This window comes from Labilibaculum antarcticum (genome assembly GCF_002356295.1).
GTDB classification, from domain to species: Bacteria; Bacteroidota; Bacteroidia; order Bacteroidales; family Marinifilaceae; genus Labilibaculum; species Labilibaculum antarcticum.
In genome coordinates this window covers 5,623,748-5,645,653 of record NZ_AP018042.1, presented here as the reverse complement: position 1 = coordinate 5,645,653, position 21,906 = coordinate 5,623,748, and the positions used below count along the sequence as shown (strand labels likewise).

At 35.2% G+C, this 21,906-nt stretch carries 19 protein-coding genes; 10 read left to right on the top strand and 9 right to left on the bottom strand.

Features of this window, described 5'->3' with window-relative positions; genetic code table 11:
• Window positions 1-1,468 precede the first annotated feature (1,468 nt).
• The 3 genes from ALGA_RS22470 to ALGA_RS22460 all read left to right on the top strand — a co-directional run bounded on the left by ALGA_RS22470 (window position 1,469) and on the right by ALGA_RS22460 (window position 5,524).
• Window positions 1,469-4,309, top strand: a complete 2,841-nt coding sequence (locus ALGA_RS22470) for a dsDNA nuclease domain-containing protein (RefSeq protein ID WP_096433200.1) — start codon at window positions 1,469-1,471, stop codon at window positions 4,307-4,309.
• Between the two features lie 76 nt (window positions 4,310-4,385).
• Window positions 4,386-4,862: a hypothetical protein gene (locus ALGA_RS22465; RefSeq protein WP_096433198.1), complete on the top strand. Its 477-nt coding sequence runs from the start codon at window positions 4,386-4,388 to the stop codon at window positions 4,860-4,862.
• Window positions 4,862-5,524: a hypothetical protein gene (locus tag ALGA_RS22460; protein WP_096433196.1), complete on the top strand. Its 663-nt coding sequence runs from the start codon at window positions 4,862-4,864 to the stop codon at window positions 5,522-5,524. Before ALGA_RS22465 ends, ALGA_RS22460 begins: the two co-directional genes overlap by 1 nt.
• Window positions 5,525-5,762: 238 nt before the next feature.
• Here the strand turns inward: ALGA_RS22460 and ALGA_RS22455 are convergent, their stop codons facing one another.
• Window positions 5,763-8,567: a DEAD/DEAH box helicase gene (locus tag ALGA_RS22455; RefSeq protein ID WP_096433194.1), complete on the bottom strand. Its 2,805-nt coding sequence runs from the start codon at window positions 8,565-8,567 to the stop codon at window positions 5,763-5,765.
• Window positions 8,568-8,611: 44 nt separating this feature from the next.
• The gene (locus ALGA_RS22450; RefSeq protein ID WP_096433840.1) at window positions 8,612-9,409 is read right to left on the bottom strand and encodes an alpha/beta hydrolase; all 798 of its coding nucleotides are present in this window, start codon (window positions 9,407-9,409) and stop codon (window positions 8,612-8,614) included.
• A gap of 434 nt (window positions 9,410-9,843) precedes the next feature.
• Between ALGA_RS22450 and ALGA_RS22445 the strand changes: the two genes are divergently transcribed.
• The 6 genes from ALGA_RS22445 (at window position 9,844) to ALGA_RS22420 (ending at window position 13,234) form a co-directional block, all read left to right on the top strand.
• Window positions 9,844-10,419, top strand: a complete 576-nt coding sequence (locus ALGA_RS22445) for an RNA polymerase sigma factor (protein ID WP_096433192.1) — start codon at window positions 9,844-9,846, stop codon at window positions 10,417-10,419.
• 46 nt (window positions 10,420-10,465) lie between these two features.
• Window positions 10,466-10,903, top strand: coding sequence for a zf-HC2 domain-containing protein (locus tag ALGA_RS22440; RefSeq protein ID WP_096433190.1), 438 nt, complete (start codon window positions 10,466-10,468; stop codon window positions 10,901-10,903).
• Window positions 10,896-11,429, top strand: coding sequence for a periplasmic heavy metal sensor (locus tag ALGA_RS22435; RefSeq protein ID WP_162845518.1), 534 nt, complete (start codon window positions 10,896-10,898; stop codon window positions 11,427-11,429). The genes ALGA_RS22440 and ALGA_RS22435 overlap by 8 nt, the downstream gene beginning before the upstream one ends.
• 87 nt (window positions 11,430-11,516) lie before the next feature.
• Window positions 11,517-11,957: a Spy/CpxP family protein refolding chaperone gene (locus tag ALGA_RS22430; protein ID WP_096433186.1), complete on the top strand. Its 441-nt coding sequence runs from the start codon at window positions 11,517-11,519 to the stop codon at window positions 11,955-11,957.
• Between the two features lie 36 nt (window positions 11,958-11,993).
• On the top strand, window positions 11,994-12,737 hold the full coding sequence (locus ALGA_RS22425) for a DUF2202 domain-containing protein (protein WP_096433184.1): 744 nt from the start codon (window positions 11,994-11,996) through the stop codon (window positions 12,735-12,737).
• Between the two features lie 182 nt (window positions 12,738-12,919).
• Window positions 12,920-13,234 (top strand): putative quinol monooxygenase, encoded by a 315-nt coding sequence (locus ALGA_RS22420; protein ID WP_096433182.1) that lies wholly within the window; start codon window positions 12,920-12,922, stop codon window positions 13,232-13,234.
• Window positions 13,235-13,478: 244 nt separating this feature from the next.
• Here ALGA_RS22420 and ALGA_RS22415 read toward each other — a convergent pair whose 3' ends face one another.
• The 4 genes from ALGA_RS22415 to ALGA_RS22400 all read right to left on the bottom strand — a co-directional run bounded on the left by ALGA_RS22415 (window position 13,479) and on the right by ALGA_RS22400 (window position 17,820).
• On the bottom strand, window positions 13,479-14,048 hold the full coding sequence (locus ALGA_RS22415; protein ID WP_096433180.1) for an acetate uptake transporter: 570 nt from the start codon (window positions 14,046-14,048) through the stop codon (window positions 13,479-13,481).
• A 379-nt stretch (window positions 14,049-14,427) separates the two neighbouring features.
• Window positions 14,428-16,050 (bottom strand): AMP-binding protein, encoded by a 1,623-nt coding sequence (locus ALGA_RS22410; protein WP_096433178.1) that lies wholly within the window; start codon window positions 16,048-16,050, stop codon window positions 14,428-14,430.
• A 321-nt stretch (window positions 16,051-16,371) separates the two neighbouring features.
• On the bottom strand, window positions 16,372-16,839 hold the full coding sequence (locus ALGA_RS22405) for a hypothetical protein (protein WP_096433176.1): 468 nt from the start codon (window positions 16,837-16,839) through the stop codon (window positions 16,372-16,374).
• Between the two features lie 3 nt (window positions 16,840-16,842).
• Complete coding sequence (locus ALGA_RS22400) at window positions 16,843-17,820, bottom strand: Gfo/Idh/MocA family protein (RefSeq protein WP_096433174.1); 978 nt, start codon at window positions 17,818-17,820, stop codon at window positions 16,843-16,845.
• 362 nt (window positions 17,821-18,182) lie between these two features.
• On the opposite strand from ALGA_RS22400, the gene ALGA_RS22395 reads away from it, so the two are divergent.
• On the top strand, window positions 18,183-19,496 hold the full coding sequence (locus tag ALGA_RS22395) for a cysteate synthase (RefSeq protein ID WP_096433172.1): 1,314 nt from the start codon (window positions 18,183-18,185) through the stop codon (window positions 19,494-19,496).
• Between the two features lie 40 nt (window positions 19,497-19,536).
• On the opposite strand, the gene ALGA_RS22390 is transcribed toward ALGA_RS22395, so the two are convergent.
• The 3 genes from ALGA_RS22390 to ALGA_RS22380 all read right to left on the bottom strand — a co-directional run bounded on the left by ALGA_RS22390 (window position 19,537) and on the right by ALGA_RS22380 (window position 21,208).
• Window positions 19,537-19,869, bottom strand: coding sequence for a C-GCAxxG-C-C family protein (locus tag ALGA_RS22390; protein ID WP_262496505.1), 333 nt, complete (start codon window positions 19,867-19,869; stop codon window positions 19,537-19,539).
• 211 nt (window positions 19,870-20,080) lie between these two features.
• Window positions 20,081-20,830, bottom strand: coding sequence for a patatin-like phospholipase family protein (locus ALGA_RS22385; protein ID WP_096433168.1), 750 nt, complete (start codon window positions 20,828-20,830; stop codon window positions 20,081-20,083).
• Window positions 20,831-20,833: 3 nt separating this feature from the next.
• Window positions 20,834-21,208 carry a VOC family protein gene (locus ALGA_RS22380; RefSeq protein WP_096433838.1) on the bottom strand — a complete coding sequence of 125 codons (375 nt, stop codon included), beginning with the start codon at window positions 21,206-21,208 and terminating at the stop codon, window positions 20,834-20,836.
• Between the last annotated feature and the right edge of the window lie 698 nt (window positions 21,209-21,906).

Here is a 21,906-nt window from a genome sequence, read left to right as displayed (position 1 = left end):
GTTAGCCGTGAACAGCGATCAGAACAGTTAAAAGTGAACAGTGATCAGTTAACAGTTAACAGTGAACAGTTAACAGGGATCAGTGAACAGTGAACAGGGATCAGGGATCAGTGATCAGTGAACAGTTAACAGTTAACAGGGATCAGTTACAGGGATTAGTATTTAAGTTGAGGTGCAGCGCACCGTGGTCTTTGTAGAATATTGCTAGCAAGAAACATAAGGTGCAGAGCACCGAAGCATAAATTAGTGTTTGTGAAAACAAATTCAATGATAGTTTAGAAAGACGCGATTTTAATCGCGTCTTTTTTTTGTGAAAACCCCAAGCACAATAAAGCAATTGGGGGCTTTTCAAACATATGTAGTAGTCGTTTCTATCTAACCAATATTTTTACTTGTTTCAATATTTGACGTTCCGATCCTTCGTAAAACAGATCCAGACATTCTCGTAAATCAGAACAGTAAACCATTAGTTTTTGATGAGTTTCATTCTTTTGGACTGTGGCAACATAATGCCTGGCCGATAAAGAGTAAAAAAATGCATCTATTGTATAATAAATATGTTGTAATTCATGATATATATAGGCCGAGTAACTATTTTTAAAATGGAGGAAAATCTCTGAGTGGTCCAATTTGTGGGTGGTTTAGATGAACGCACCTCTTGTAGATTTGAAAATAAAATTCGGATCTATTGAACAAGGTGGGGGGGTACCTCTGAGGTAGGGGGTGGTACCTCTGAAGTAGGGGGTGGTACTTCAAAGATAGGAAGTCGGAGCAAAAAGACTCGAGCTCGACTCTCTGAGGTAGGGGGGAGTACTTCAAAATAAGCTCGCCGGACAAAAAAGACCCGAGGCCGGAGCAAAAAGACTCGAGCGCGACTCTCCGAAGTAGGGGGTGGTACTTCAAAGATGCCAAATCGTACTTCTGATGTAGGGAGGGGTAGCTCAGAAGTACCAATTGGGAGCTATTTTGGGGTCTATTCATTAAAGTGTGTGGAGTGTATCTTAAATAAACATTTACTTACTTGAACGTAGTGGGAATACATGAATTTAAATATGACGATTTTTTAAATAAAGAAAATGAAACAGTTCATTAAATAGAACCCTTTAGTATTTGGAACTTACTTTTTGGCCTCGGGAAGCGCTTTTGGGCATTTGGAATGTCTTCTCCTGAAATAGCTTGACAGATTATTACTTAATTTTGGATACGCATTTCTGACTGTTTAAAGGGTTTTAGTAAAATTGCTAATTTCCCCAAATTAGTTACTATAAAATAGATTCATGTTTACTTTGCTGTACACCTAATTGTTTTGTAAATTTGAAACTGCAAAACAAAAAAGGTGCACAATACATTCCGTATTAGCATGTATTGTGCACCTTTTTACTTGATATAGCAGAAATAAGTGCACCATAGGTGCACAATCTAACAAGTTGGCACCAATTGTAAAGAAAATCCCATAAAACAATTAGCATTGATAGATAAAGATTATATAAAAATATTTGATATTAATACAGACGCTGTAGCTGTTAACAGAGGATTCTATTATCAATATTTGATTACACTTAAAAAATGGATTCAAAATTATATTGATAAAAAAAACACTTTTGTTTACTGTGAAGTTGATGATGATATAAAAGAGGTTGGTAATAGTTTGATATTCACTCAGGTTAAATGCTATTCAAGGAACTTTAGTCTAAAGTCTGATGAAATTAAAAAAACTCTTTTTAATTTTTTTATACAGTTTCTAAAAAATAAACAAGATATACCTATAGGGTTCTGTTTTACTACAAATACAGGTCTTGTAAAATCAGAAAAGCTTATAAAAGCATGGATGGCTAATCCTGAATTAACTGATAGTGAACTTGCCAACCAGATTCTTAAGAAAGTAAAAGAAATATTAAATTCTGAAATAAATAAAAACAAAAGGAAAAAGACAGAAAAGAAAACTATTGTCAGAAAAGAAATAGATTTAATTAAAGTAGCAGCCGAACAGCTTAAAAAGCAGGTGGCATATTTGAGTATTGATTCTTTTGTCAAATATATAAAATGGGAATTCTTGGATTATGACCCAATTTTAGCAATTGATTTATTATTTGAAGAAGTTAGACAACTTTTGTCTCATGAAATCTTTAAGAATAAACCTGTTTCTATTATTGAAAATATCCTCTTAAGTGAAATATTTAGATGTTCTCAATTACAAGATAGTAATAAACGTGTTTTATCAAATAGTAGAATTGATGAGATTCTAAATAATACAGATTCGGATATTAATCGATTCGTTGATGATAGATTAATTTCTCTTTTAGGAGTGAAATTTGAAGAGATAGAACAAAATTTCAAGAACATTCAAAGAGTCCAGAATAGCTTTGAAAAACGATTAGATAGTTTTGATGATAGGATAATTTTGAATGATACGAGTTATCCCAAAAGCCTAACTCTAATTCCAAAGAGTCTGAGTCAAGATTTTAATGATAGCCAAGAATCAATTGATTATGTAATTAAGAAGTTGTTGGAAACCAATCATTTGTGTATTAATGGGAATGGAGGTGTTGGTAAAACTTTTTTTGCAAAAAGCTTTGTTAGTCAAATCAATGAACAATATGATCATATTGCATGGATTAATTCTTCACCAAATCTCACTAAATCTATTTTGTTAAATGCGGCTTTAAAGCAAAACTTAAAATTAGATTTTAACAATCAGACTAATGATGAAGAGCGGATTGATATTGTTTGTAGTGAATTACAACGTATTGATGGAAAAAATCTATTAATTATTGACAATTATGAGAATGATTTTAGAGCTCTCAAGAAAATAATATCCTTAGATAATTGGAAGATATTAATTACCACAAGAGAAAGGGTTCCTAATTTATTGAACTATACTTTGCCTGGAATTGATAAAGAAATTGCTTCAAAGATATTTTGTAATTATAGTAATGAGGAGATTGATTCTGACAATTCAATATTATTGGAATTCTTTGAATATGTCAACTATAATCCACTTATTATTAAATTGTGTGGTAAGACAATTGCAAACAGTATTGATTTAAATCTAGAATCTCTTTATTCCTCAATAAAAGAACAAAAACTTGATAACGAAAGTTTAGAAATTGAAATTGATTTAAGCGAAGAAGATTTACCACATACAATACTAGCTTATCTTTATAAGACGTTTGAATTAAAGAATCTAACAAAGAATGAAGAAATATATTTAGAATTTTTAGCATTATTACCCTCTGAGGAGGTTAGTATAAAAGATATAGCATTAATTGGCGGAAAGGAATCATATAATAAAAATTTAAAAGATTTTACAAATTGGACAAACTCTTTACATAAAAAAGGCTGGATTGAGAGAGTTAATGGTGAAGTTCGAATGTATAGATTAGTTCAGGAATTAATAATATACAAAACAAGAAAGCAACAGAATGGCTTTATTTCAAATGTATTATTGTTTAATTGGCTGTTTCATCGAATTGACGAGGTTGCACAAAGTGATCCGACTTTATCGTTTCCATTTTTAAAGTATGCAGAATCTATTTTAAAAGCAATAAAAGAAGAATATAGACAGTCTATTTATCAACCATTATTGCTATTGGAAAATGCTTTATTAAATTCATATACTTGGATAGAAAACACAAGTGCTTTACATCAAAGGTGGATTGATTTAGTAAAAAGAGCTGAACTTTATTTACCAAATGATGATGTCAATTTGGGGATAATGTATAATAATCTTGGATATTCATATGCAAGGAGAAACGATATTGAAACTGCAGTTGACTATTTTAAAAAATCAATATTCACACTTACAAAACAAGAAGAAGAGTCCATCAATGTGTTAATTAATTCCTTAAATAATCTAACTCAAGCATATTTAGTATTAGAAAATTTGCCATCTGCAGATAAAATACAGAAAAAAACTCGACAACTTTTAAAAAAGTACTCTTTAACCACTAAGCAATTTGAAGCTGTTAGTTATTTTCTCCGTGCTGTTTTCTTAATGAAATCTGAAAATTTCAGAGGAGCTATTGAGCAATATGAATTAGCAATTCAAACACATTTAAAAATTGAGAAAGATAGTCGTAATGACTTTTTGTTATTAATGTATTATTCGAACTTAATACTAATGCTCTTTAAAGCAAAACAAAGTGATAAAGTCATTGAAAATATTGATAACATAAGAGAGATAATTGAAACGCATAAAATGAGCTATAGTTCAGTTGTAAATGAAGTGAAAATCATGATTGATAACATTAATGATTTCTATCAAAAAGGAGTAAAACAACAGGTGCCAACAAAGGCTTATAAATCATAGCTTGCCGCAGGCGCAACACAAGTCTACGCTTCATAGCCAAGACGTTGTGTATAATACAAAAACTAAGATACAATATATGAAAACACTGATTTCAGACTATATTAATGTCAGAGAAAAATATCAAGATGAAAACTGGGACTTGAAAGAAGAAATAGCATTTATACCTTCAAATCTCGAATTAGAAACCAATGTTTATTTTTATGCTAATTCCGTGAAGTCATTAAAAACTGTTTTCAGAAATAATGACTTGAGTTTTGATGTTGTTGACAATAAAGAAATTGGCTATCAACAGCTAAATTCTTTTGAGTGGATTGGACCAACTCTATTTTTTGGAGCTTCAATATTATCTGAGAATCAACATCTAATCTCCATATCTTTAAGTGTTATTGCATCTTATTTGACTGATTTTTTTCGAGGTATTTCTGGTGATAAGAAAGTTAAACTTGATATTGTGGTGGAAAAAGAAAAAAATAAGACTTATAAAAGAATTCAATTTGAAGGGTCAGTGGATTCTTTGAAAGATTTAGTTGATGTTATAAAAGCCGTCAAATAATGGAAAAAGACTTAGAAAAATTTCAAGACAACTTTGATGAAGTAATCCACAGTTGTCAAAGGTTCACTCCATTTGTTCGAGGTATTGAATTTCAAAAGGAATCAGTTGATACTTTAGATAAACTAATTGACACTATAAGACAGAATAAAGTAATAGCTATTGAAGCCCAAAAAGAGGAAATTGCAAATATACTGTTGAGTATGGAGCAAATGGCAATTTCTGCAAAATCTGAGATTGAAATGGTTATTCTTATTAAAGAGGATAAGATTAATGAAGCATGGGACAAACTGATTGATGCACAAATGTCTATGCGCGGTGCAATGCAAGCTCACCCGACTGGGACAACACATTTAGAACCCTATGTGGATAAGCTCATAGCTTATGAAAAATTACTTTTCCCCAATCAATTATTTATGAGTACTGGCTTAATTGCTGGGGCAGGTGAATGTTCAATTTGTGGTTCTGAATACGGAACATGTAATCATTTGAAAGGGAAAGCATATATGGGGAAGTTTTGTCATGAAATTATTAAAGAAGTTAAGCAATTAAACGAAGTGTCTATTGTTGAAGACCCTGCAAGTAAAAGATGTCGAGCATACACGATAACTGGTGATGGTAAAAATAGAGATATAATGACTTGGAGAGAGTCCAAATCTGAATAAGTACTATACACAACAATGCATAAAAATAATAGCCGAATCAGTAGTAAATTCAAGGGTTGTAGCCCGCTTCAGCTTTCTTGTATTTTGAAAGGAAAGTGCCACGCAATCGGCAACGTAAACTTAGCGGTAACCGTTGGGCACCATATGTCAAGAGGATTGGGATACAGCTATTTTTAAAACACAAAAGGAAAAATATGCATAAGAATAAAGACGCGATTAAATCGCGTCTTTTTTTGTCTTAATTTACCGACGCACCCTTTAAATTGAGAAAGAATTCTTTTAATACTTTCTTAGATTTTTCATTCTCAAAATGCCAATCGGAATAAGGAAGAGGGAATACTTTAATGCCAGCTCGGTTTAAAATTCGATACCGTTCAATTCCAAATACATCGGCATATTCTCCGGGGTAACCAACCAAGTCGATTCCCAGATACTTGTCCTTGTACTTCACCAATAAATCTATTGTAAGACCTGCTATTGAATATCCAATCCAATACTTATTGATGTCCCAATTTTTTAAAACATTCTTAACTTCATCAAGATACACATCGTGAGGAGTTGTGCCTTTGTCTGCTTGAAATTCATGAAGAGCAGGCTTCGATAAATAGCTTCGTAACAGACTGTCTGCCTTTAGTTCATTTTTCGATAGTGAATGATGAATGTATTGTCTGGTTCTGGCTCTGGTGATGGCCACATTAAAAACATCCTCCTTGTTGATGTGGTTAATTGCAGAATGGTGGCTGTTTCCATCAACCGCAAACGACAAATGCATAACATCTCGTTCTTCTCCCTGAAAGCTATAAGCTGTTCCGACTCTAATTTTGTGCTTTTCAATTTCGTCCATTTCAAACTGTTCCAAAAGCAGTTTGCTCATCCAATCAACCTGGGCTCTAAAAGGCGATAAGATGCCAACGCTTGAACACAAATTTTCGTTTAAATCCTTTTCATTTTTGACCAATTCATGCACGGCCTTTAGAATCGCATTGGCCTCTATTTCGTTGGCTCCATTTTTATTTCTAATCCCGTGGTTATTTATGAAATATAAAGCTTCTTCCGTTTCATCGGGTCGGGAAGTCATTATTTTTAACTGGTTATCGTAGAACTGCTCATTACTAAAAGCGATAATAGGAGACAAGCTTCTAAAATGTTCATCCAGCATTGCCACTTGATCGCTCGATTGTAAGCTGCTCATGGCCAAATCTAAGATGCTTTTGTCGCGATAATTAAGCGTGGAATACTCAACATCCTGAAGCTCATATTTCGAGCGCAATATGGCTTGAATGCCTTTAGATAAAAAGGATACATGTCTTAGTTGGTTTGGATCTCCGGCAAAAACAACACGTTTTGCTCTTTGAAGTAAGGGAAGACAACTGGCAATATCACATTGTGTAGCTTCATCAATGATCACGACATCAAACAATTCTTTTTCGAAAGGAAGAGCATCTTTAACCTCGGAAAGCTTGGTTAGCCAGATGGGAAATGCTTTTAGCACTGCGTCAAAATTAATGTCTCTGAATTTGGCAAGCTTTTCTGTATCGCTCGACATTTTAAGAGCCTCATGGAAACGCTGAATATTTTTCCAATCAGCAGTCATCACCTTAAGAATTTGATATACATATTTCAAGCGAATCAGTAGTTGAACATCAGTAATTTGACAGAGGTCATTCTGATTGAGTTTGCTATTGTATTCCCATATTGGAATTTGAATTTTGTTTCTGATATCGATGTACTGAGTTTTAATTTTATTCCAAACTCCTGCTTTCTCCTTGGAAAGATGTTCTCCCCATTTGAGTTCATTTTCTACTTCTTTTGAGAATGAGGACTCTAATTTCTCAATTAATTTACTTCTGGATTCAATAGTTGAGGACAAAGAACTGACCTTTTTCTCCAACTCATCCATTTTTGTCTTTGGCAAATCAAATTCCTTCAGGAGAAAGGATAATTTGTTTACCCTCGTTAGTAAAGATTTCAGGAATCGGTTTAAGGGGGTGGAATAGGATCGTTTTTTACCAGTTCTTACAACTGCTTTATCAATTCCAAGTTGATTTTTTATTTTTTCAACAATTACATCCACAGCTTCATCGGTGCGCGAGGCAATTAATACCGATTCTCCTCTGCTCATGTGTTCCAAAGCAATGGCGCTAATGGTGTAAGTTTTCCCCGTTCCCGGAGGTCCGACAATTAATGTTAATGGATTTATTGAGCTCGACTTTAAAATGGCCTGTTGTGCTTCGCTTAAGATCATAGGAAGGTTTCCCTTCTCGTATTTTTTTAATTTTTCTTTTGGGGCCGATTTTGAAAGTAAAGAAAGCAAGGGAAAGGAATGATCAGTCATCGATGCCATCTCACTTAATTCATTCAATACGCCTCTTGTATTCGACGACTTTGCGACCAATCCTAATATACTTGCAGGCAACAACACATATTCATCTTGCTTCTCTTTCGATAATTTGGAGATGGTCTTTTTTACTGTAGTAATACTCGTGTTATCAGGATAAGAGTATATATCAGCTATGTTTACATTCGGGAAATATTTTTTAAATAGAAGTACAATAGATTCGATGTGTTCGAATCGGATGAAATCTGTAGGCAATTTTTCAAACAAAGGATCCTGAAGAAGCTCTCCACTGGATTCCTTCGAAAGCATTTGAATAATAGGGTAGTTTAGCCTTCTTTCGCTTGCGCTGATAGAAAGGTAAAAGAAGTCATCTTTTTGCTTTATCTCCGCAGGATAATAGAATAGAGGAGCACATAAATCTTTAGAATCGCCTTTAAAATCGGTATAGTTACCGCAAATAAAGAATGTACCATAAAGCAGCTCTTTCTCTTTCTGAAAAAGTTTAGTTTTCTTACAAATAGCAGATGCTTTTACCGAATCAATAGGAATTAATGGATTGCTATCTGTAAGAAGCTCTTCTTTGCCTTCGAAATATATTTTGTTTTCAACCTTTTTATCTAGAAAGTTGTAAATAATTAATTCACGATTATCTGACTGGTAGCAGTCATGATAATATTGAATGAGATTGTTGATCGTATCTGGCATAAATTAAATTTATCAGCTTGAATTGAGTGGTTCAGGAATTCTGATTAGTTCAGTATTCTAGCTATCTCCGTTTTAAACTTAGGATTGCTGTTGATTCCACCGTGTCCAACATCTTTAAGAGTGATTAATTGATCGCTCGATTTACTGATTTTTTGAAGCATTAATGAAGACTCATATGGAATTATACGATCCTGGGTACCATGAAAGATTACAATTGGCATGGTGCATGCAGTTATCAGTTCGTTAGTTGGGAACTTATACTTTAGCAGTACTGCAGGCAAATATTTATACCTGCGTTTCATCATATCAGTTAAACTGTAGTAAGGTGCTTGCAGAACTAGTAATCTCGGTTTGTTTGTGGCGGCAAGGTGGGTCGCAAGTCCGGTTCCTATCGAGTAACCTAGCACAATCACTTTATCTTCCTGGTATCTTTTAAGGATTAGGGTGTATGCTGTTTGAATATCTGTGAAAATTTGTTGCTGACTATCGATGTCTCCTTCACTCTTTCCGAAACCTCTGTAATCGAGCATAAAAATATCGTAGTTTAGGTCGGTATAGGTTTTGGCAACATCGCCACAATTAGTTAGCGAGCCTGCATTGCCATGCAGATAAAACACAAGGCCTTTCGAATTTTCCACGGTAAATAACAGTCCGTTGAGGTTTTTGTGATCTTCAGTTTCGATGGTAATCTCCTCGAAACTCATGTCGGAAGAATATCGATATTCTTTGTCTAGCTTTTGTGGGAAGAAAATTAACTTTTCCTGATTAAAATACAAAAGAGTAGTCCCTACTGCAGTAAAAAAGCAAAGAATTGTAAGTGTTCTCAGTAAAAGTTTTCTCATTGCTGGATGATTTTTTAAAATAGATTCTACCTTGAAATTACTCTGTAATGGAATAAACATTCGAATCTATAAAAACCATTCCATTTAACAGCACAATTATTCTTTCAAACCTGACTAGTACATATAATTTATATGTAATCTAAAGGTAAAATTGAATTTTCCCTTTAGGGGATAGGGGTATTGTCTGTGGCAATGAAGGAAGGTGTCCGAATAATAAAATTGAACATTTTGGATGCCCTCGTATGCTAGAAGAATATAGATAATGCTTAGTTCAGTATCCTGGCAGGCAATGCAATACCAATCTGCTAGTTCGCAATGATAAATCCCGAAAGCACAATATTTCAGATTTTTTTCGGGGAAGAGCGCAAGTTTATTTGCGAACGGGTGTCTAAGTATTTAAATTCACTGAATCAGTATCGAAGTTTTTTTTTACTATGATTGAACGGGAGTTAGTTGAACAACTTAAATCCGGAAACGAAACTGCATTTCGTTCCCTTGTGGAGACCTATCAGACAATGGTGGTGAATACTGCTATGGGGATGATTCACAACCAGGCCGATGCGGAGGATATTGCTCAGGAGGTTTTTATGCAGGTTTATCATTCGATTACTGATTTTAGGAGTGAGTCGAGCCTGAAGACCTGGCTGTACCGAATTACAATCACACGCAGTTTAAATGCAATTCGTGATCGTAAAAGGCGAAACTTTTTTAGTAGGGTCGAAGATTTTTTTCAGGGGAAGAAGGAAGAGGTAAATGAGAAGGCCAGTTTTGTAAATCCCGATAAGGCTTTGGAAGAAAAGGATCATGCCAATGCGATTCATACCGCTTTGGATGCTTTGCCCGAAAATCAGAAAATAGCTTTTACATTGAGTAAGTATGAGGAATTGAGCTATGAAGAAATTGCTGAGCTAATGCAGCTTTCGAAATCGTCGGTAGAGTCGCTGCTATTTAGGGCGAAATCGAATTTGCAGAAAAAACTGATCGATTATTACAAAAACTTTACAAAGTAGCGCAAGTTTTTTAAAAGAGTGGTGTCTAATATAAAAAACAATAGAGATGGAATGCAAGGAGGTAAATAGCAAATTAATTTTTTATCTGGAGAAGGAACTCTTGAAGGATGAAATGCTGCAGATGGAGAATCATTTGTCGAATTGCAGTTCATGTTCCGATTCTTTGGTTTTACTTCAATCGGCCTTGGGGATTATCGAGAAGGAAAAAACGCTGCAGGCAAATCCGTATTTTGTTTCAAAAACGATGAACCGATTTAAGGAGGAGCAAAGAAAAGCCAATCAACCGGTTTTCACCAGACTGTTGATGCCTGTATTGGTAAGCATGCTGTTCGTATTGGCCATTGGATCGGGTATTTTTATGGGATCGAATTTTGCTACAGACACCGAAAATATTCAGCAATCGAATTTAATCGATCCCTATTTTAACGAAATAGATAATGAAACTATTGAGTTGTTCTTTTTAAACGATGGATATCATGAATAAAGCTAATAAATTTTGGATGTGGCTTGCTTTACTCTTATTGGCAGTTAATTTGTCGACGATTGGTTCGTTATGGTATCACATGCAGCAGGAGACGAAAGAGGTTGAAAATAAGGTGGAGATGCCGGATGAATTCAGAACCCGATTTCTTAAGGAACAATTGGGATTAGATGAAGAGATGAAGATCAAATTTCGATCGCTAAACAGGAATTACAATCAGGAGGCAAATCAGATCATGAATCAGTTGAATGGCTTAAGACGGGATATGGTTCAGCAGTTGGGAAATGAAAATTGCGATAGTCTGGAATTGAATAATATTGCGGGTTTAATAGGAGAGAAGCACAAGGAGTTAAAGTTGGCAACGGTTCAGTTCTATTTGGATATGAAGAGTGAATTGAATGAAGAGCAACAAGCCAAATTGTATGATTTGTTTAGTAGTTTGTTGCAAAAGGATGAAGAGGTGAAAACACCGAAAGGCAGAAGAAAAGGCTGGGGACATGGTAATGGTCCTGGTGGCAGAAATCAATAGAGTTTTATTGTAAATATTCTTTTTAGGAAGCGATTTGTATTGCATCCCGGGAGAATTGTGTCAAAAAATTAATATAAAATTGAAGTCATGAAAACACAAAACTTAATTAAAAACTTGGGATTATTATTGATGGTAATCATGTTTGCAATTCCTGCGGCCGATAGCTTTGCACAAAATAGACGTAGGGCTAATGATTGCAGTCAAATTTCAAATTTAACCGTTGAACAGAACAAGCAATTGAATGATTTGAGAACAGATCATTTAAAAGTGATGGATGGTTTGCGGGCCGATAGAAGGGCTGCTGTGAATGAAAGCGACAGAGCAAATGTGATAGAGCAAATGCGTGCCGAGCTTACTAGTCATACAAATGCAGTAAGTGCAGTTCTTACTCCTGAACAGCAGGCGCAATATCAACAAAATAAAAATTCGAATGCACAGTGTTTTTCAGGAAAAGGAAGAAGAGGTTGTGGAAATGGTTGTGGACAAGGTCGAAGAGGTGGAGGTCGTAATGGTCGAGGAAATTGGTAAATATAGGTATGTAACTAAAAATAAAATTTAGAAATTATGAGAAATAAAATAACAAAAGTTTTAATTGCTTTTACGTTAATGTTGGGCTTTGTTGCCTGCGATAATGAGGATGCAGGAACGGATGCTTTGGCTAATTTGCCACTGGTTGAAGTAGCGGAAGATGGATCTACTGATATGCTGGCAGGGAACTTATCAGCTGTTTTGGACCCTGAATTAACAACTTTTACTGATAGTGAACAAGATGGTTTGTTATTAATGAGAGAAGAGGAATTACTGGCACATGATGTTTACAGTTTGTTTTCTGATTTGTATGATGTAAAGACTTTTAGCAATATTACTGGAGCAGAATCAACTCATGCTGCAGCAGTATTAACTTTGTTGGACTTATTTGAAATTGAAGATCCATCAACAGGTATTGCCGGAGAGTATCAAAATGAAACGCTGCAAGCTTTGTATGATGAGTTGAGCGAAAAAGGGATGGTGTCGGTTGAAGAAGCTTTGAAAGTAGGTGCATTGATTGAAGAGGTAGATATCGCTGATTTGGAGGAGTTAATGGCTGAAACAGAGAATGAGAATATTCTTTTAGTGTATTCTAACTTACTTCGCGGTTCAAGAAATCACTTAAGAGCTTTTGTTCGTGTGTTGGGTACTTATGGTGTAGATTATTTGCCTACAGTTTTGAGTGAGGATGATTTTAATGAAATCATAAATTCGGATACCGAACGTGGCACTGGTTGTTTGAATGAATATCAAAAAAACAGATATGGAAACAACAATTAAAATTAAGTTGGAAATGGATTGAATTGAGATTTCATTTTTAACCTAAGTTAGGTTATCTCTAAAATAAATGAAGGCTATTGGTTTACGATCAATAGCCTTTTGATAGTAACAGGAGTGGTGATCATTTCTAAATTTTTCCTAAGTTTGAATTTCAAAAGAATCAAAACATAAAAATAGTTGATATGGGAATTAGAAAAAATGAAACTCAATTGGTGTGTATTGCCAGATTTATAGCGAATGAGGGAGAGGCCGATCAGTTGATCAAAAATTTACATGCTTTACTATTGCCAACACATCAGGAGGGAGGATGCATTCGTTACGAACTGAATCAAAGCATCGACAATCCGCATGTTATTACTTTTGTTGAGAAGTTTTACGATCAGAAAACCTTCGACGAGCATTGCAACCAAAAATATATTGTAGATTTCTTCAAAGATGGCAAGCCAGATCACGTAAAGGAATTTGATGTGAGCCTGCACAAGGAAATATTAAAGTAGATTGATTTAAACACAAAATATATTTCGAACCACTAAGTACACTAAGTACTGCACAAAGTTACTCTAAGTAGGAAGCCTTTTCCCTTTGTGTCCCTTTGTGAAATCCTTCGTGCTTCCTTTGTGGTAGAAGTTGTAGTAGATAAAATAAAAAGAGGCAAACCGATCTGATTTGAGAAAAATTTCGGTTTACCTCTTTTTTTGTTCAATTAAGCTCTGCCCGAAAGGAGCAGAATTCAAGAGAATATTAAATCGCTTTAATCCATGGTTTACCCACTTTCAAAATCGTACGACCAGCAACGTCGTTGATAATGATAGCAGCCATCATGTACCAAGCGCATAATGCACAAATAATAAGTTCGTATCCTGCTACTTCATCTAAAATTGGAAATCCAAAGTGACCTAAGTCCAAAAGAATGAAACCAATAAGTAATGTGGTAAAAGTGGTAGCCATTGCAGAATTAATAAAGAATGATGCTACCCATAAAATTGCAGTAAACAATGTCCAGGCTACCAAGTAAAATCCAACATCAGTAGTCGATGATTTGTAAACGCCATAGAAATTCATCAGCCAGATAAGTCCTAAACCGATCCAAAATGAACCGTAGCCACAAAAAGCTGCAAAACCGAAATTGTTACCGTTTTTGTGTTCTAGCATACCAGCCATAAGTTGTGCAAATCCACCAAAAACAAATCCCATTGCTACAACCGGACCTAATCCACACAATCCGATATTATGGAATTGCAATAGAAGGGTTGTCAAACCAAACCCTCCAAGACCGACTACAGCCGGATTTCCTAACTTTACATTACTCATCTGTATCTTTTTATTCTATTTTTTCAGATCGCAAAACTAACAAATTGATCAAGAGACTGGTGCTCTGTGTAAGTAGTTATAGAACATGCTTTTAGCTTGTGTTTTTGTTTTGGGAATTGTAAGATTCTGATTGTGAATAGGTAAGTGTGAGTAATTTAAGAGAATTAGGGCTTTTAGGTGTTGAGAAATAGTCGTAAATGTGCTGAAAAAGAGGGGTGAAGCCATTGGATGAAAAAATTATCATTCATTTAATTGCATGAAGATACCCTTGAGTTTTTATTTTTTTTGCTGATGGATTGGGAATAGTAATGTACGACATAAAAAAAACCTGCGAAAACCGAAGTTTACGCAGGTCTGCATAGTTATGAAACTATCGTTATTATCTTCCGCTTAACTCCAATTCTCTACTGGAAATCTCTCTCATTTCAATTTTACGGATTTTACCCGTTACAGTAGTTGGAAATTCATTGGTGAATTTAAAATACTTAGGAATTTTATAAGTCGCAATTTGTCCTTTGCAATAATCTCTAAGTTCCTCTTCAGTGGCCGATTTCCCTTCTTTAAACTTCACCCAAGCCATTACAACTTCGCCGTATTTATAGTCGGGCATACCAATCACATATACTTCGCTAATGCGCTCGTGAGAATGAAAAAACTCTTCAATTTCGAATGGCGAGATATTTTCCCCTCCACGAATAATCATGTCTTTTATTCTGCCGGTAATGGTCACATATCCTTCCTCGTCCATACTTGCCAAATCTCCTGTATGCATCCAGCCAGCAGCATCAATTACCGATTTGGTAGCTTCATCGTTGTTCCAGTATTTTAACATTACGGAATAGCCACGGGTACAAAATTCACCACCTTCACCACGCGCAACAATCTTTCCCGTTTCCGGATCAACAATCTTTATTTCCTGATGAGGATGGACGCGACCAACCGTTCCCACTCGTTTACTCAATGCATCATTAACAAATGTTTGGGTGGATACAGGAGAGGTTTCGGTCATTCCATAACAAATGGCAACTTCTTTCATGTTCATTTTTTCCTGAACCTCAAGCATGGCTTTCTCAGGGCAAGATGCTCCCGCCATTATGCCGGTACGCAAACTGCTTAGGTCATATTTTTCAAAATTAGGATGTTCCAATTCTGCAATAAACATCAAAGGGACTCCGTAAAGCGATGTGCACTTTTCATTTTGAACGGTTTGCAATACAGCTTCAGCGTCGAATGCTTCACCCGGGATCACCATGGCAGAACCATGAGTAATACAGGCCAAATTGCCTAATACCATTCCGAAACAGTGGTAAAAGGGAACTGGAATACAAACCCGGTCTGTTTCATTGTAATGCAAACGCTCACCAATAAAGTAACCGTTGTTTAAAATGTTGTGATGTGTTAAAGTTGCTCCTTTTGGAAAACCTGTTGTCCCCGAAGTGTATTGAATATTGATCGGATCATCAAACTGCAGATGAGTCTCTATTTCTTCGATTTGAGCTGTGGAAATTCTCTTGCCGGCTTCAATTAAGGCTTGCCAATCTCTGTCGAGTATTACGATCTGCTTTAAATGGATGCAAGACTGTCTTACTTCCTGTATTATTTCGAAATAACTGGTCTTTCGAAAACCTTCCGACATAATCAAAAGACTAATTTCAGATTGTCGAAGTGCAAATTTTAATTCTGCTGATTTATAGGCAGGATTAATATTTACCAAAATGGCACCAATTCTTGCTGTTGCAAATTGCACAATTACCCATTCGAGTCTGTTTGGAGACCAGATTCCAACCCGATCGCCTTTTTCCACACCAAATGCCAGCAGTCCTTTTGCTACTTCTTCTATTTGCTGCCAAAATTCAAGGTATGTTGCTTTGTAATTCTGATAAGGTACAATTAAGGCATCTCTATCGCCAAATAATTCAACCGTTTTGCGAAGTCGCTCGGTTATTGTTTCGCCCAAAAGAGGCTGGTTCGAGCTTCCGTGCTCGTAAGATAGCTTGTTCATTCTTTTATGTTTACAGGAGCTAATTGAACACAATCAGCCCGTGATGTGATTAATTACAATACATCAATTAACAATTGAATAACCATCTTTCGTAATTTGCCAGAACCGGCTAAATTTTTTTGATTAGGAAGTAATACTGTTGTGATGGAGCGTAAACTCCTTGTTTTAATATGGGCGCAATTTATACAAAATATTTTACCAGGCAACAACTATCCTGATGATTTTGGAACATCAATTTGTTGATGAATAGTTTTTTGATTGGGGCAGAGAAGCTTGCTCACACAACACAGGTGAATGATGATAATAAAAAAGGGAAGACTTTTAATCTTCCCATACTATTGTTTTAAAATCCTCGAAGAAGGGACCGAATTGTATTTCTGAAATTTGATTGTTATCTAACCAAAGGTGTAAATTCTCATTGGGAAAAAAAATCAATTCATGAGTCGGAAATTCTTCAGAACCAACATCTTTAAATTCAGGCTCTCCAAATTGAAAATCTGCCAATTCAGCCATTAGCATTTTTCTGCTTAAACCAACTTTAATAAACTGAAAAATACTGTACCGTTCATCTAGCACAGAAATATAGCTTAGTCTGTATTGATCAATTGATTCAAATGTAAAGCTAAGTCCTCGTTCATAATAGAACAAAGTCAGGCTAGCTTCTTCAGGAGAAAGAGAGTATTGCTTAACATCGGCGGCTTTTCCCAGAACTTCTTCTACCTCGTCCCGAAGCATTCCAAATTTAATGCCTAAGATGCCTTCGCCTAATATGATGTCGTTTTTGTTCATGAATTACTTTTCGAATGGATATCTTAAACCGATTTGGTTCCTCACTTGATCCATTATGGATAATATTCGTTTACTTTTTACTAAAGGTACTACAGAACTTTCAATAGCTCCTTTTTTTAGCAGTTCATTTACAGCAAAAGCTTCATAATTATATCCAAGTTGTACGTTTTTATTGATAAACTCTAATTTTTCAGCACTAGTTATCAAAAAGGCTTTTTTAGCCATCCAGAATTGTGGGATTTCTATTCTTCCTTTGGTGCCATAAATTATTGCTTCATTTTTAAACTCAGAAACAAAGGAACTTGAAATTTGAGCCATACCACCGCTTTTATATTTTAATTGAATGCTATTGTAATCGTCTATCCCTGTATCTGAGAAATGAGCCATAGCTTGGATGTCTTCAAGTTCTTCGTCAAAAACCAATTCAGCCATTGCAATACCATATATTCCAATATCCAATAAGGCACCACCTGCTAAATCCGGGTTAGCCAATCTCATTTTCTCGTCCATGTCACCGGGAAAACCAAAACTTACCTGCAATTGTTTTACAGCTCCTATTTTTCCTTCCCGAATCCAATCCATGGCTTGTATAATCGCAGGAAGGTAGTAGGTCCAAAGCGCTTCCATGAAAAACAGATTCTTTTCTTTGGCCAAATTTTGAAGAAGTTCAAACTCTTCAGAGTTTACTGTAACAGGTTTTTCGCACAATACCGATTTGCCGTTATTCAGACAAAGACTCGCATGTTCGAAATGAAAATTGTGTGGTGTTGCAACATACACAAGGTCAATGTCAGGATTTTCCACCATTTCTTCGTAGGACGAATACGCTTTGGGAATTTCAAATTCATGAACGAATTTATTCGAGCGATCTTGCGATCTTGAGGCAACAGCTACTATTTTACCATTATTCACAACTTTAAAATCTTCTGCAAACTTTTTTGCAATTCTTCCAGCTCCTAAAATCCCCCATCTAATAGTCATAAAAATAAGTGTTTGTTTGATTTTTCTTTATAAGAAAACATAAAATTAATTCTTATGAAAAATCAAGATTTGTTGATAAAATTATTGATTGTTAAATATAAGCTTTTGTAACAATATGGGAAATTAAAATTGAATAGTTAGTAAATGTTTATATATATAATGGAATCAATTGTTAGAAGGAATTGAACTGTTGTTTTTCTCTAAATCGCTAAAGGTCAGTTCGATTTTGCTCTTCCGGTCTCTTTTGAGTGACAATGAATTCTGAAAATTCTTTGAGGAAATGTTTCTAAATAGTTGAAAAATGTTTATCAAGCCGTCCAAAATGTCTATTTTTAGGCTTTCAAAATCAAAAAAATAAAAGAATGGCTATAGATTTTCGAGCTACTGAATATATTCTTGAGTCTTTACAGACTGGAAAGAAATTTGAAGATGAAGGTTGGACCCTGGATGCTCCTGCTGAAGAGAAGGCTTGTTTGATAAGAGCTAACTATCAAAAAACGCAACTTGAGCCTGGGGATAATTCTTTAGGGATTTACAAATTCGCCGATTGGTTGCCAATTTATAGAACATTAGAAGGATCTTCTGCTCCGGCAACCTATAAAAGTGAAGGATTGTCTAAATATCTTGGTTTAGAAAATTTATACATCACATTTAGTGGATACTGGCCTGAGAAGGGAGCAAATTTCAGAACATGCTCTTTTAAGGAAACGGAAGCTTTTTCGGTAAGTGGCAGATTGAGTGATACTGGTCAGATACTCGTGGTTGCATCTGCGGGAAATACTGCGCGTGCTTTTGCAAGAGTTTGCTCCGATAATAACATTCCTTTGTTGCTTTGTGTTCCTGAGGATAATATCAATGCTCTTTGGTTCGATGAACCAATTAAGGAGAACGTTAGATTGGTTGCAACAAAATCGGGAAGTGATTATTTTGATGCTATTCATTTATCAAATCTGGCCTGTCAGTTAGAAGGTTTTATTACTGAAGGAGGAGCCAAAAACGTGGCTCGTAGAGACGGAATGGGTACTACTGTTCTTTCTGCGGTAACAGAGATCGGTAAAATTCCTGATTATTATTTTCAAGCTGTTGGAAGTGGAACGGGCGCAATTGCTGCTTGGGAAGCTAATTTACGCTTTATTGAAGATGGTCGTTATGGCTCCAATAAAATGAAATTGATGGTTTCTCAGAATGCTCCTTTTTTACCTATGTATGATGCATGGAAAGCCGATTCTAGAGAAATATTACCATTAGACGATAATTTGGCCAGAAAACAGGTGGAAGAAATTGTTGCTAAGGTATTGTCTAATCGTAAACCTCCCTATTCAATTGTAGGTGGTATGTACGATGCGATGAAAGATGCTGGCGGTGATGTTTTAAAAGCCACGAATGAAGAAGCAATGGAAGCAGCCAAAATATTCGAGGAAACAGAAGGAAATGATATTCATCCTGCCTCAGCTGTAGCTGTAGCTAGTTTAATTAAATATGTGCAGGAAGGGAATATTAATAAAAAGGCCTGTGTCATGTTGAATATTACTGGTGGAGGAGAAGAACGCTTTAAAAGAGAAAAAGAGATTTGTTATTTGAAGCCATCTCATGTTTTCGATATCAATCCGGACCTAAATTCGTTAAAAGAAGTATTAGAGAAGCTCTTTAAAATAGAGTCTTCAGAAATTATATAATAAAAAGGCAGGCTTTAAGCCTGCCTTTTTAATTGAAAATCTATTTGGAGTTACTAATCAGTGGATCTACAATCTCTATGGCATCGATGATGCATTTTTCACAAATTCTTTCTTTCACCTTATTTTTTTCAGTGTAAGCTTGTCCATCATCAGTATTTAGATTACACCCTATTAATTCATCACAATTTGTAGAATTGTGTTTTAGTAGAAATTTGCGAGTAAACTCTTGAATCAGTATTCGATTATTGTCTGTTTGAAGCTTATGATTGCCGTATTTTTTACAGTTGTGAATTCCAAGTACCATAAATGCGCCGGTAACGGCACCACAGGTTTTTTGAAGTCTGCCCATTCCTCCACCAAATCCACTTGAAATTTAGTAGGCTAAATTTTCATCAAAATTATAATGGTTGGAATAGGTCCTTAGTACCGATTGGGCACAATTCATTCCAGATTGAAATGCTTCCAAAGCTTGTTTTTCTTTTGAATTCATGCTGATGGGTTTGATCGGATTTGTAATTGAACTGCTTTACTCTCAGTGTTTAAATGTAAGAAGATAGTGTTTCGATAAAATTTGAGTTTATCGCTTAGTCAAATAGATTAATTTCTAAATTCTTAGTGTAATTGTATCCCAATTCGAAAATATCCTCGGCATGATTTCCATTCAATATTTCGAATTCCCGTAAGCCTGTTGGTTCAATAAAAAGAGAACATTTTTCTTTGTGTCGAATTATATTCGAATGGACACCCAGTTGGAAAGTTCGGGAGGCAACCTGAACCAAATTATCAAACTTTTCAATTTTTTGAACCGGACTCACATTAACAGCAATAATAACATCGCATTTTTGCAATAAAGGTGAAATAGGAAGATTGTCGAATAGTCCGCCATCGGAGTACATCTTGCCATCAATCATAACAGGAGCGAAGAGTACCGGAATACTAGCCGAGGCTAAAATATAAGTGCTTAAATCTCCCTCTTTAATGTATTCAACCCTGCCATCGTTTAAGTTGGAAACGGCTATGAACAGAGGAATTTGCAAATTTTCGATTCGATTGGTTTTGATGTGTTTTTGAATGTCTCCTTTTAAGCTGTCTAAACTGAATAATCCATATTTGGGATAATGTAATTTGGAATAAGCCATCAGGCTTTTGTTTTTCAGAATCTTCAAAGTTTTTTCGCTGGTATAACCTGAAGCGATAAATGCTCCGATTACGGCACCAGCACTTACGCCGGAAATAATATCCGGACGAATGCCTTTTTCTTCCAATGCTTTGAGTACACCCAGATGAGCGAAGCCCCGAGCGCCACCACCACCTAATGCAATTCCTATTTTCATTTCCTATTCTAATTTAAATGCCGGATTATAAATAATGCCGATCACATTTCCCCAGGGATCTTTTACACTTGCTACCCAAAGTTCTCCTCCTACATTTGTAGGCTTCTCGTGAACAACAGCACCCGCTTCTAGTAAATGTGAAAATGATTTGTTGATATCATCAACTCCCCAGTATGATAAAACATTATCTGTTTTTGAAGCGCTTGAGTCTGTCTCAGGCAAAAGGCCTAATTCAAATCCCCCGATATTAAATCCAACGTAAAAATCTTCATCGAAATAGGGCGAAGTCTCAAAAGCTTTGGAGTACCACTTTTTTGCTTTTGCAAGTTCATTTGTTTTGTATATGGTAGTTCGTAAACCTAAAAATTGTTTTTTCATAAGTATTGATATTGCTGTATTATGTATTAAAATAATCAGGTATTGTGATACCGATTTTAGGAACATATAAATTACTCATTTGATTCTAAAGTATCTATTTTAATTTAGTGATTTAATAAAAAAAGAGCTGACCCTTTTGAGTCAACTCTTTCTAATACCACTACTTGTTATCTTACTACGATCTAATCTTATTTTCTTATTATTTTTTTGCTTTTATGGCGTCCTTCTTTAAAATCTTCTTGGCAATGCATACATAGTAGAGGCCTTTTTGTTCGTTTTTTATAATAAAAGCGGGTGTGTTTTTGTCTTTTAACTCTTGCATATATGTTTCAGCAAAGTTTTAAACTGGAAGGCACCAACCACGATGTAATGTTCGTAAACATTATCCGAAGTATTGTAAATTTTATATATCCATTGCGATAAAGCATTTATTTTTGGAGCTGGTTTGGCAGGTTCTTCTTTTACTAGTATCGGTTTGATTTCCGTTTTTGCAGGCGCAGTTTTTTCAGTTTTGCTAACACTTGAAGCTTTTACTGCAGTTTTGTTCTCAGTTGATTTTGTTGGTGCGTTTTGAATATAGGGAGGATCTTAAAATGAAATTTATTTAATCTAAATTAAGTTGTGTTTTTTATTAATGTCAAGGATTGATATATGTAAGTTGATGAGAATTTGATAAAAGGGGGTGAGTGTGCACGCGT